This window comes from Streptomyces actinomycinicus (assembly GCF_016741775.1).
GTDB classification, from domain to species: Bacteria; Actinomycetota; Actinomycetes; order Streptomycetales; family Streptomycetaceae; genus Streptomyces; species Streptomyces actinomycinicus.
Window position 1 is genome coordinate 135,752 of the sequence record NZ_JAERRK010000006.1, and the last position, 11,600, is coordinate 147,351.

At 71.9% G+C, this 11,600-nt stretch carries 9 protein-coding genes; 3 read left to right on the plus strand and 6 right to left on the minus strand.

Annotation, left to right across the window (positions count from 1 at the left end):
* The first annotated feature begins 552 nt into the window (after positions 1-552).
* A complete protein-coding gene (locus tag JK359_RS14490; RefSeq protein ID WP_201835637.1) occupies positions 553-1,596 on the plus strand; it encodes a phosphotransferase in 1,044 nt (347 codons plus the stop codon).
* A gap of 88 nt (positions 1,597-1,684) precedes the next feature.
* Here JK359_RS14490 and JK359_RS14495 read toward each other — a convergent pair whose 3' ends face one another.
* Positions 1,685-3,313 carry a protein kinase domain-containing protein gene (locus JK359_RS14495; protein ID WP_201835639.1) on the minus strand — a complete coding sequence of 543 codons (1,629 nt, stop codon included), beginning with the start codon at positions 3,311-3,313 and terminating at the stop codon, positions 1,685-1,687.
* Between the two features lie 343 nt (positions 3,314-3,656).
* On the opposite strand from JK359_RS14495, the gene JK359_RS14500 reads away from it, so the two are divergent.
* Positions 3,657-5,303, plus strand: a complete 1,647-nt coding sequence (locus JK359_RS14500) for a protein kinase domain-containing protein (protein ID WP_201835641.1) — start codon at positions 3,657-3,659, stop codon at positions 5,301-5,303.
* A 262-nt stretch (positions 5,304-5,565) separates the two neighbouring features.
* Here the strand turns inward: JK359_RS14500 and JK359_RS14505 are convergent, their stop codons facing one another.
* Complete coding sequence (locus tag JK359_RS14505; protein WP_201835642.1) at positions 5,566-6,108, minus strand: bacterial proteasome activator family protein; 543 nt, start codon at positions 6,106-6,108, stop codon at positions 5,566-5,568.
* A gap of 173 nt (positions 6,109-6,281) precedes the next feature.
* Between JK359_RS14505 and JK359_RS14510 the strand changes: the two genes are divergently transcribed.
* Positions 6,282-7,016 carry a hypothetical protein gene (locus JK359_RS14510; protein WP_201835643.1) on the plus strand — a complete coding sequence of 245 codons (735 nt, stop codon included), beginning with the start codon at positions 6,282-6,284 and terminating at the stop codon, positions 7,014-7,016.
* A gap of 118 nt (positions 7,017-7,134) precedes the next feature.
* On the opposite strand, the gene JK359_RS14515 is transcribed toward JK359_RS14510, so the two are convergent.
* Genes JK359_RS14515 through JK359_RS14530 form a run of 4 tightly spaced genes read right to left on the minus strand, consistent with a single transcriptional unit; the run spans position 7,135 to position 11,532 of the window.
* Complete coding sequence (locus JK359_RS14515; protein ID WP_201835644.1) at positions 7,135-8,115, minus strand: NAD(P)H-quinone oxidoreductase; 981 nt, start codon at positions 8,113-8,115, stop codon at positions 7,135-7,137.
* Between the two features lie 29 nt (positions 8,116-8,144).
* Complete coding sequence (locus JK359_RS14520) at positions 8,145-9,242, minus strand: potassium channel family protein (RefSeq protein WP_201835645.1); 1,098 nt, start codon at positions 9,240-9,242, stop codon at positions 8,145-8,147.
* Positions 9,239-10,624: a molybdopterin molybdotransferase MoeA gene (locus tag JK359_RS14525; RefSeq protein ID WP_201835646.1), complete on the minus strand. Its 1,386-nt coding sequence runs from the start codon at positions 10,622-10,624 to the stop codon at positions 9,239-9,241. The genes JK359_RS14520 and JK359_RS14525 overlap by 4 nt, the downstream gene beginning before the upstream one ends.
* On the minus strand, positions 10,621-11,532 hold the full coding sequence (locus tag JK359_RS14530) for an NTP transferase domain-containing protein (RefSeq protein WP_201835647.1): 912 nt from the start codon (positions 11,530-11,532) through the stop codon (positions 10,621-10,623). Before JK359_RS14530 ends, JK359_RS14525 begins: the two co-directional genes overlap by 4 nt.
* Positions 11,533-11,600: the final 68 nt, after the last annotated feature.

Sequence of the window (11,600 nt, forward strand, 5' to 3'; positions counted from 1 at the left end):
CCATTACGTTACCCAGTGCTCCACATTTCTGTGAAACCCCGTTTGACCTGCGATTTTGCTTGGATTTCCAAGTAAATGCAGGGGAGGTGGCAAGCGTGCTGGTCACAGCGTTGCGGCGTCCGGAGCAAACGCACGTTATCCCGCTCACCCAGGTCACGGGAAGAGTCGCATGTGAGACTGACCTCGTGCACGAAGAAGTAAATATCAGGGTATTTCTGCATCGTGAGGGTCGGCCGGGCCGGTACGGGGGGCGGCACGCGCACCCACGACGGAAAGGAACCGGCTCACCGATCAAGAACACGGAATTCTCGAACTGATCGGCGAAGACCGGCCAAACAGCAGATCGGTGAACGGCCGCACCCCGCCGAAAAGATGATCAAGAATTACGGCTCGGTCCCGCTCGCGAAACCGGCATCGTCGACGTTCCGGGCAGCGGCCTTTGTCACCCGCACGCAGGCGGAAAAGCCCACTTGGTGACCGAAAGCGACCGTCGGCGACTGCGTGTGACAACCCGCAGCTCACAGGGGCTGCGCGTGCCCTAACATCTGCGGCGTGCCGCGCTCTTGTGTACCACCCCTAGCACCCCATGCGCCCCCTCTGGGCGCCCTGCTGCGCCTGTACGCCGCGGGTACCGCCCTCACCTGTGAACCGGTCGACCAGGGCCTCCTCAACCGCGGTTACCGGCTCTCCACCACGCGCGGCCGCTACTTCCTCAAGCACCACTTCGACCCGGACACCGCCGACCCCGCCGCCATCGAACGCCGGCACCGGGCCACCCAGCGCCTCGCCGACCTCGGCGTCCCGGTCGCCCAGCCGCTCGCGCACCGCGAGGGCCGTACGGTCGCCGTCGTGGGCGGCCACGCGTACGCCCTGCACCCCTGGATCGACGGCAGGCACCGGCACGGCGGCCAGCTCACCCGGGGGGAGAGCGCACGCCTGGGGGCGCTCCTGGGCGCCGTACACGCCTGTCTGGAGCGTGTGATGCCGCCCAAGGGCCGCACCCGCCCGGCGACCGGTCCGCACCCCGTGGAGAGCGCCGACCCGGCCGACACCTTCGCCCTCATCGACGACCTGCTCGCCCATGTGCGCCGGCACCGACCGGCCGACGCCTTCGACGAGCTGGCCCGGCACCGGCTGCTGGAACGCCGGGCGCTGCTGGAGCAGCACGCCGAGCGGCGCCCCCCGCGCGGCGGTCCGGTGGGCTGGGTGCACGGCGACTTCCACCCGTTCAACCTGCTCTACAAGGACGGCGCCCCGGCCGCCATCGTGGACTGGGACCGGCTCGGCGTGCAGCCGCGCGCGGAGGAGGCCGTACGCGCCGCCGTGATCTTCTTCGTACGGCCCGCCGGAACCCTGGACCTGCCGAAAGTGCGGGCCTACGCGCGCGCGTACCGCCGTGCGGCCGGCGCCACGCCCTCGGAACTGGCGGCGGCCGTGCACCGGGTGTGGTGGGAACGGCTGAACGACTTCTGGATGCTGCGCTGGCACTACGAGCGCGGTGACACGCGCGCGGACTGCCAGTTCCCGGCCGCGTCGGCGCTCGCGGTGTGGTGGACGCGCGAGTACGACGCCGTGTGCGACGCGTTCGTGCAGTGAGCCGGGCCGGCCAGGGGCCGGCCCGGGGACGAGATCAGGGTCGACCGGTCACGTCGGGCGACGTCGTCCCGGCCGGCGTGGGTGTACTTCAACCGGCGGTGTCACCCGCGCCGCCGTCGGCGGTGGCCCCGTCGGTGGTGGTGCCGTCCGTGGTACCGCCGTCGGTGGTCCCGTCCGTGGTGCCCCCGTCCGCGGCCCCGCCGATGACACCGCCGCCCTCCGTGCCGCCGTCCGCGGGGTCCGAGGGCTCCGACTGCGAGGGCTCCGGGTCCGACGGCTCGTCGCTCGGGCTGGAACTGGCCGACTGCGGGGGGCTGTACGACGGCGTGGTCGCCGTCGGCAGGTCCGAACCCGTGCCCGTGTCCGAGCCGGTGTCCTCGGAGGAGTCGTCGGTCTGGCCGGTGTCGTCGTCGGACGGGCTCGGCGAAGGCTTCTCGTGCTTCGTGTTCTTGGAGTGGGTCGTCGTCGGCTTGGTGTCGGTGCCGTTGCCGGCGTGGCCGCCCGTGTTCTTGAGCGCCAGCGCGACGCCCGCCGTGATCGCGATGACCGCGAGAACGGCGAGGATCCACAGCTTGCCGCGCCCGCTGCCCTTGTTCCCGTGACCCTCGAAGCCGCCGTCGTCACCGCCGCCGTAGCCCACGGGCAGGATCGGCTGCGGGATCTGCGAGGTGCCCGAGACGTCCGTCGGGTGCGGCATGACGGTCGTGCCGGCGAAGCCGCCCGCCGGGGTGTGCCGGCCGTCGTGCGCCTCGACCGGGCCGGTGTTCCAGGTGCCGGTGTGGCCGCCCTGGTCGTACAGCATCTGCAGGCCGTACTGGACCATGCCGCGCATCTCCTCGGCCGTCTGGAACCGGTCGTCGGGTTCCTTGGCGAGTGAGCGCATGACCAGGCCGTCCAGCTCCGGCGGGCAGCCGTCGGAGTACTCGGAGGGCGGGGTCGGGATGTCCTGGACGTGCTGGTAGACCACCGACAGCGGGGTCTCGCCGGTGAACGGCGGACGCAGGGCGAGGAGTTCGTACAGCAGGCAGCCGGTCGCGTACAGGTCGGAACGGTGGTCGACGGCCTTGCCGAGCGCCTGCTCAGGGGAGAGGTACTGCGGGGTGCCCATGACCATGCCGGTCTGGGTCATCGTCGTGGAGGCGCCGTGCAGGGCGCGGGCGATGCCGAAGTCCATCACCTTGACGGCGCCGCTGTCGGTGATGATGACGTTGGCCGGCTTGATGTCGCGGTGCACGATGCCGTGCTGGTGCGAGTAGGCGAGGGCCTCCAGGACGCCGGAGACGATGATCAGGGCCTGCTCGGGGCCCGGCGCCTCGGCGTTCAGCAGCAGATCACGGATGGTGCGGCCCTCGACCAGCTCCATCACGATGTACGGCACGGACTGGCCGCCCACGACGTCCTCGCCGGAGTCGTACACGGCGACGATCGCGTGGTGGTTGAGACCGGCGACCGACTGCGCCTCGCGTGTGAAGCGGGCCTTGGAGACCGGATCCTCGGCCAGGTCCGCGCGGAGCAGCTTGACCGCGACCGTGCGTCCGAGGCGGACGTCCTCCGCCGCGAACACCTCGGCCATGCCGCCCCGGCCGAGCCGGTGGGTGAGCCGGTACCGCCCGTCGCCGACGAGCCCGCCGTTGCCCCACATCTCGGGCGCGTCTGACATTCCGCCGCCAGTCGCCTCGGGGTCGGACGGGCCCTGAGAGCGCTGCTGCTGTGCCATCAGTCCTCGCCGTCGTTTCTGCCCGCGGTGCGCGCGGTGTTGTCACGGTCTCCGTCGGCCACGCTACAGCCTCCGCGGGGGCCACCGGTTCGGAACCGGATCCGGGACCGACCTGAGACGGACCGGTCATGAAACCTCTAGCACGCGCTGTCGTGCAAATTCTGTGTGCCGGTCGTACGTCCCCTGTAACGCTTGCGCGACGCTTCTTGCTCGTACGGTCACGGAACGGGCACCGAGCTTGACGTGTCAGTGCCCTCGGGCAGACTTGGCCGGGAATGACACATTCGATCAAGGCCTGTTCGCTGGATGACGGCGCCGCACGGCCAGTGGGGGACGCGGAGAGATGAGCCAGGACGGCGCACACGGCCGGTACGCGGGGCAGGCGCTGGCCGGTGGCCGCTACCAGCTGCGCGACTTGCTGGGCGAGGGTGGCATGGCCTCGGTGCACCTGGCGTACGACTCGGTACTGGACCGCCAGGTCGCGATCAAGACGCTCCACACCGAACTCGGCCGGGAGCAGGCCTTCCGCGAGCGCTTCCGGCGCGAGGCGCAGGCCGTGGCCAAGCTCACGCACACCAACATCGTCTCCGTCTTCGACACGGGCGAGGACGACCTGGGCGGCATGGCGACGCCGTACATCGTCATGGAGTTCGTCGAGGGCCGGCCGCTGGGCTCGGCTCTGGAGGAGGACATCCGCCAGTACGGCGCGATGCCCGCCGACAAGGCGCTGAAGGTCACCGCCGACGTGCTGGCGGCCCTCGAGATCAGCCACGAGATGGGGCTGGTCCACCGGGACATCAAGCCGGGCAACGTGATGGTGACCAAGCGGGGCGTGGTCAAGGTCATGGACTTCGGCATCGCCCGCGCCATGCAGTCCGGCGTCACCTCGATGACCCAGACCGGCATGGTCGTCGGAACCCCGCAGTACCTCTCGCCCGAGCAGGCCCTCGGCCGTGGCGTGGACGCCCGCTCCGACCTGTACTCGGTCGGCATCATGCTGTTCCAGCTGGTCACCGGGCGGCTGCCGTTCGACGCGGACTCGCCGCTGGCGATCGCGTACGCACATGTGCAGGAGGAGCCGGTCGCGCCCTCCACGGTCAACCGTTCGCTGCCGCCCGCGGTGGACGCGCTGGTCGCCCGCGCGCTGAAGAAGAACCCGAACGAGCGTTTCCCGACCGCCGAGGCCATGCGCGACGAGTGCCTGCGCATCGCGGCTTCCCTCCAGGCGGCACCGCCGAGCATCGTGCCGGGCGCCGGGCCGGTGCAGAGCGGCTCGGGTGTCGGCTCCGCGGTGTTCCCGCCGGTCGGCCAGGCGACCCCGGCGCCGCCCGGACCGGTGCAGACGCCGTACCAGCCGGCTCCGGCCCCGAACCCGTACGGACACCAGACGCCCGCGCCCCAGACGCCCGCCCCCTCCTACGGTTACCCGCAGCAGGGCGGCTACCAGACGCCGCCTCCGGTGGGCTACGGGCCGCAGGCCGCCGCCCCGACCCCGCCGCCCTACACCATCTCGCCGCAGGCCGGGCGGCCCGCCGGCGGGGGCTCGAAGAAGAAGCCGGTGGTCATCGGTTCGGTCGCGGTGGTGGCCGTCGTCGTCGTCGGCGTGATCGTCGCGCTGACACTGAAGAACGCCGGTGACGACATCAAGGGCAGCGGTGGCTCGGGGGCCTCGGCGTCCTCGTCCCACCGGGAGGGCTACCGGGCGCCGGACCACTCCCGCAAGATCGACAAGGACGAGTGCACCGAACCGCGGGAGTCCTACACCGACCCCAAGAAGGTCGAGATGCCCGACTTCCGGTACAAGGACATGGACTCCGTGAAGGAGTGCCTGCAGGCCGCGGGCTGGAAGTGGACCATCGACCACGAGGACGACAACACGTGGCCCGACGGGGCCGTGCTGAAGCAGTTCCCCCAGCCGGGCACCGACGTCGACCCGGACGACGTGGGCAGCATCGAGCTGAACGTGTCGACGGGCAATCCGCCGCAGTGAGGTGACGGCGGACCAGTGCTGCGACGGCAGGCCTGTGCTGCGACGGCAGACACAGTGACGCGGTGACGGACGCAGTGAACCGGTGACGGACGCAGTGAATCGGCGACGGACGCAGTGAGGGCCCGGCGGGTGACCGCCGGGCCCCTCGTTTGTCGTGGCCCCGTGGTTTCGTGGCCCCGTGGTTTCGTGGCCTCGTGACTTCGTGGCCTCGTGACTTCGCTTCGTTACCTCGTCGCCTCGCGGCGGGACGAGAGGGTTGGGCCTACAGGTACGGGCCGCCCGAGCGACCGCCCGGGTGGTGTTCGTCGCCGCCCTCGTGACCGGACATGCCCGGCGGGAGCGCGCGGCGCATCTGTTCCAGCTGGGCCCGCGCCGCCATCTGCTGGGCGAAGAGCGTCGTCTGGATCCCGTGGAAGAGTCCTTCCAGCCACCCCACCAACTGTGCCTGGGCGATCCGCAGTTCCGCGTCGCTCGGGGTCACCTCGTCGGTGAAGGGCAGGGAGAGCCGCTCCAGTTCCTCGACCAGCTCCGGGGCCAGCCCGTCCTCCAGCTCCTTCACCGAGCTGGCGTGGATCTCCTTCAGCCGCACCCGGCTGGCTTCGTCCAGGGGAGCTACACGCACCTCCTCCAGAAGCTGCTTGATCATGCTGCCGATCCGCATGACCTTGGCCGGCTGTTCCACCTGCTCCGTCACCGGGGTCTCACGGAAGTCCTCGTCCCCGCCGCCGCCGAGCGCCATCCCGTCCTGACCCACGACGAGGATCTGGGGATTCTCCGGCGACCGTTCGTTCCTCGGCATCTCCATGCCGCCATTCTCTCGCACGCCACCACCTCATCACCGTGGTGCCCCCTCGTGGGGCTGATCCACCGTTTAGACCCGACGGCCCAATCCGGAATGCCCGATTGATCGGCGAATGTGAGGCTTATTCCCGTCGGTCATCCATCGGTCATGTCACCTGGCTCCGGGAGGTCGCCGACGTGGCTCCACGCCTGAGACTCACACCGCGCTGCATCGGACTGCTGCTCGTCCTCGCGGCGGCGGCCCTGCCCGTGTACGGAAGCACCGTCGCGCGCGGCAGCACCGCCGCCCACGACAGCCCTGTCACCCACGACAGCTCTGTCACCCACGGCAGCACCGCCGCCCACACCAGCCGTGTCACCCACGCCGGCCCGGTCGCCCACGGCGCGTCACCGGCGCACGCCCCCGAGCCGGAGCCGGGGCACCCCGGCCACGACCGCCCGGATCAGGGGCCCTCGGCCTTCGCCGACCCCGCGCAGCGGGACTCGCCCCCCGGCCTGCCCATGCCGTCCGACTCCGCATCGGCGTCCGTCCGCCCCTATGCCTCCGTCGCTGTCGCCGAGCCCTCCCGGGCGGGCAGCAGGGCCGGAGAGGGACGGATGCGGCCGGGACGGCCGGACGGGCCCGCGGCCGAGGTGGAGGGCGACGACGACCCGGTCCCCGCCACCGTGCAGCCGCAGGAGCCGGAGACCGCGGAGACGCCGGCGGCCTCCCAGCCGCCCGCTGAGGCCGGTCTCGACCCCGCGCAGCCCCCGGCGCAGCCCGCGGACCAGCAGGGGGCCCAGCAGGCGGCCCAGCAGGACGAGACCGCCACGGAACCCGTCCTGCGCATCCTCCCGCTGGGCAGCGGCCTGGTTCTCATAGGCCTGGGCCTCGGTCTGGCCCTCCTCGGTCTGAGACTCCGCAAGAACTGACCGCCCACGAGAACTGACCGCCCACAAGGACTGCCCGCCCACGAGAACTGACCGCCTCGAGAACTGGCCGCACCGGGAGAACTGCCCGCACTGGGAGAACTGACCGGTTCGCCCCGCGCTACGGCGCCACCAGCAGCACCTTGCCGATGTGACCGCTCTCCTCCACCAGGCGGTGTCCCTCGGCCGCCTGAGGCATCGGCAGAGCGCGGTCGACCACCGGTCGCACATGACCACCGGTGAACAGCGGCCACACATGCTCGCGTACGGCGGCGACGATGGCCGCCTTCTCCTCCAGCGGCCGGGCGCGCAGCGAGGTCGCGCTGATGGCGGCCCGCTTGCTGAGCAGCGCGCCGATGTTCAGCTCCCCCTTGGCCCCGCCCTGCATGCCGATGATCGCTAGACGTCCGTTGACGGCGAGGGCCTGGACGTTGCGGTCCAGGTACTTGGCGCCCATGTTGTCGAGGATGACATCGGCCCCGGCACCGTCGGTGGCCTGCTTGATCTCGGCGACGAAGTCCTGCTCGCGGTAGTTGATGAGCACGTCCGCGCCCAGTTCGGCGCAGCGCTCCAGCTTCTCCTTGGTGCCGGCGGTCACCGCCACCTTGACGCCGACGGCCTTGGCGAGCTGGATCGCCATGGTGCCGATGCCGCTGGAGCCCCCGTGCACCAGCAGGGTCTCGCCGGGGCGCAGATGGGAGACCATGAACACGTTGGACCAGACCGTGCAGACGACCTCGGGCAGTGCCGCCGCCTGCTCCAGGCCGACGCCCTCGGGCACGGGCAGCAGTTGCCCGGCCGGTACGGCGACCTTCTCGGCGTAGCCGCCGCCCGCGAGCAGTGCGCACACCTCGTCGCCGACGGCCCAGCCGGACACCCCGGAGCCGAGCGCGGCGATCCTGCCGGAGCATTCCAGGCCGGGGTAGGGGGAGGCGCCGGGCGGCGGGTTGTAGAAGCCCTGCCGTTGCAGGACATCAGCGCGGTTGACGGCGCTGGCCACCACCTCGACCAGCACTTCGCCCTCGCCGGGTACGGGATCGGGGACCTCGTCCCACACCAGCGCCTCGGGACCACCAGGTTGGGGAATCGTGATCGCATGCATGCCGGTGACGCTACTCCCCGGGTCGGCGGTCACTCGCGCGACATGGGGCGGATGTCCGGGGTGACATGGGCGCCGGGGGTGACGCGGACGATGGTGATGAGCCGGTCCGTCAGCTGGAGGGTGCCGATGGACGGATCGTCGTATCCGAGCACACGGTGCCCGCGGACGACGCTCACCACCAGGTCGTCCGTCTCGCGGGGCTTCTTGCCCGCCTCGCTGCGGACCACCGGGCGCTCGACGATGTCCAGCCCGCTGCCCTGCTGGATCAGGTCCTCCATGACCATGCCGGCGGCGGGGCTGAGCACGGAGAGCCCGAGCAGCCGGCCGGCGGCACCGGAACTGGTGACGACCGCGTCGGCGCCGGACTGCTTGAGCAGTGGGGCGTTCTCCTCCTCGCGTACCGCGGCCACGATCTTCGCACCGCGGTTGAGCTGGCGGGCGGTCAGCGTGACCAGGACGGCGGTGTCGTCGCGCTGCGGGGCGACGATGATCTGCCGGGCCTTGTGCACCTCGGCCCGTTTCAGCACCTCGCTGCGAGTGGCGTCGCCTATGACCCCGGCGTAGCCGTCCGCGGTCGCCGCGTCGATCACCTTGGAGCTGGGGTCGACCACGACCACCTGCTCCTTCTTGAGCCCGGTCCCGCAGACGGTCTGGATGGCCGACCGCCCCTTCGTACCGAAGCCGACGACGACGGTGTGATCGCGCAAGGTGGACCTCCAGCGGTTCAGGCGCCATTCCTCACGGGTGCGTTCGGTGAGGACCTCCAGCGTGGTGCCGACCAGGATGATCAGGAACAGCACGCGCAGGGGCGTGATCACGAAGATGTTGGCGAGCCGGGCGCCGTCGCTGACCGGGGTGATGTCGCCGTATCCGGTGGTGGAGAGGGTGACGGTCGCGTAGTAGAAGGCGTCCAGCAGGTCGATGGTGCCGTCGGCGTTGTCGTCGTAGCCGTCGCGGTCGGCGTAGACGACCAGCGCGGTGACGACCAGCACCACCAGGGCCATGATCAGCCGTTTGACGACCTGGCGGATCGGGCGCTCCACCACTTTCCTCGGGAGTTTCACCCGATGGGTCACCAGATGCTCGTCCGCTTGGCGGGCGATGGCGTCATGGCCCGGATGTTTCACGTGAAACACACCCCGATTCCGGCCGTCGCCCAGGGCAGGTCCAGCAGTTCCGTCTCCTCGCCCTGCCGGGCCCCGCCCGGCGGTACGACGGCCAGCGCGTCGGCTGCGGCGATTCCGCGCAGCATGGCCGGGCCGTTGTAGTGCAGCGGCACGGCAAGGTCGCCGCGCAGCACCACGGGGACGAGCCGGGTGTCGTACGGATGCCCCTGCACCGCCTCCTTGAGCGGCAGCGTGTACGGCTCGGGCGCGGGGTGGGCGGCGAGGGTGCGCAGCAGCGGCTCGGCGAGCGTCAGCAGGCCGGAGACGGCCGCGAGGGGGTTGCCGGGCAGCCCGACGAGATGCTGGTCGTCCTTGGTGCGGGCCAGCAGCATGGGGTGGCCGGGGCGCACCTTGACGCCGTCGACGAGGAGTTCGGCACCGATGCGTGCCAGGGTCGGGTGCACGTGGTCGACGGGTCCGGCCGCGGTGCCGCCGGTGGTGATGATCAGGTCCGCGGTGGAGCCGGTGACCGCTTTGTGGAGGGCGCGGGCGTCGTCACCGATCCGGCGTACGGCGATGACGTCGGCGCCCAGCGCACGCAGCCAGGGCGGAAGCATGGGACCGAGCGCGTCCCGGATCAGTCCGTCGTGGGGCAGGCCCTCGGTCAGCAACTCGTCGCCGAGGACCAGGACTTCGGTCCGGGGCCGGGGCACGGCGGTGACGGTGTCGTAGCCCGCCGCCGCGGCGAGGCCCAGCACGGCGGGGGTGACCAGGGTGCCGACGGGCAGCAGCTGGTCGCCGCTGCGGCACTCCTGGCCGCGTGGGCGGATGTCCTGGCCGTGGAGCATGTCGCGGGTGGCGTGGAGCCGGCCCTGGGCGTCGGTACGCCCGTGCTCGCTGCGCAGGACGGCGGTGGTGTCGGCGGGGATGCGGGCACCGGTGGCGATACGGACCGCCTCGCCGTCGGTGAGCGGTTCGGGCTGGGCGTGCCCGGCGAGCACGCCCTCCTCCCGGACGTGCCAGGGGCCGGGACCGGCGACGGCCCAGCCGTCCATCGCCGAGGTGTCGAAGGAGGGCAGGTCGGTGAGCGCGTCGAGGGGGGCGGCCAGCACCAGCCCGAGGGCCTCTCCGAGCGGTACGGAGACGGGGGCGCGGCGGGTGCGGGTACGTGCGGCCCGGGCGGCGGTCTCGCGGGCCTGGGGCCAAGGGGTGGCCCGGTGCCGCGCCGCGGGCCGTTCGCCGGGTGTCTGCGCGGCGGGTACCGGGACCTGGCCCGTACCGTCGCCCGCACCGTCGCCCCGGTTCTCCCTGTGGGCGTCCCTCACCAGTGCCAGGGCCTCCTCGACATCGAGGTCGTCGGTGTCCTCGGCGGGCGCCTGGGCCCGGGTGCCGGGGGCGGTCATCCGGCGTCCGGGGCGCTCGGGCCCCCGCTGCTGTGGGCCTTGCCCGCGTTGTCCTCCTCTTCCCACCGCAGGGCCAGCGCGGCGGCTCTGCGGGCGGCCTCGGCGACGGCCTCGGGGCCGCCCTCGCCCTGGGCCGCGGCGTAGCCGACCAGGAAGGTGGTCAGCGGGGCAGCGGGCCGGGCCACGCCGTGCGCGGCGTCCCTGGCCAGGTCGAGCAGGACGCCGGTGTCGACGTCCAGATCGATGCCCAGCTCGTCCTTGACTGCGGAGATCCATTCATCCAGCACGTGTCCATGCTCCCTGATGCGTGCCCTGGCGTCGGCGATGTCGTCCCAGGTGTCGCAGTCGAAGGACGCGAGGGGGTCCGGGACACGGGTGAGGCGGAGGGTTCCGGTGAGCCGGCGCAGGGGCAGCCCGGTGAGGCCGTCGTGCGCGGCGGCGAGGGCGGTCAGTTCGCGGCGCAGCGCGGCGGTGCGGTAGGCGGCGACGAGCGGCTGGTCGCGGCCTTCGGCGTCGGTGAGCAGCACGCCTTCGCAGCCGGTGTCCTGAAGGGTGGTCAGCAGTCGCTGGAGTGTGCCCTGCCGGAGGAAGGGCAGATCGGCGGAGAGGACGACGGTGTGTGCGGTGGTGGTGAGCCGCAGGCCGGCCTCCAGCGCGGCGACCGGTCCGCCACCGGGCGGCTCCTCGTGCGCCCAGCGCACCGGCCGGGCGGTGGGCCGGGGCGCGGCGACGACGACGGTCGTCCGGGCGCCGGCGCAGGCCGCCAGCACCCGGTCGAGCAGTGCGCGGCCGCCGATCCGCAGGCCGGGCTTGTCGGCACCGCCGAGCCGCCGCGCGGCGCCGCCGGCCAGTACGACGGCGTCGTACGGCACGGGTGCCGCGGTCGCGGCGGGGGCGGTGTCGGTCATCCTCCGAGTATGTCCCGTCGGGCCCGCCTCGCGGACCCGACGTACATCACAGAGTGCGCGGGCTCGTC

Bases quoted from the DNA above. Each gene is read 5' to 3' on its own strand.
- JK359_RS14495 (WP_201835639.1), bottom strand. From the start codon at position 3,313: ATGGCACAGCAGCAGCGCTCTCAGGGCCCGTCCGACCCCGAGGCGACT.
- JK359_RS14500 (WP_201835641.1), top strand. From the start codon at position 3,657: ATGAGCCAGGACGGCGCACACGGCCGGTACGCGGGGCAGGCGCTGGCC.
- JK359_RS14505 (WP_201835642.1), bottom strand. From the start codon at position 6,108: ATGGAGATGCCGAGGAACGAACGGTCGCCGGAGAATCCCCAGATCCTC.
- JK359_RS14515 (WP_201835644.1), bottom strand. From the start codon at position 8,115: ATGCATGCGATCACGATTCCCCAACCTGGTGGTCCCGAGGCGCTGGTG.
- JK359_RS14525 (WP_201835646.1), bottom strand. From the start codon at position 10,624: ATGACCGCCCCCGGCACCCGGGCCCAGGCGCCCGCCGAGGACACCGAC.
- JK359_RS14530 (WP_201835647.1), bottom strand. From the start codon at position 11,532: ATGACCGACACCGCCCCCGCCGCGACCGCGGCACCCGTGCCGTACGAC.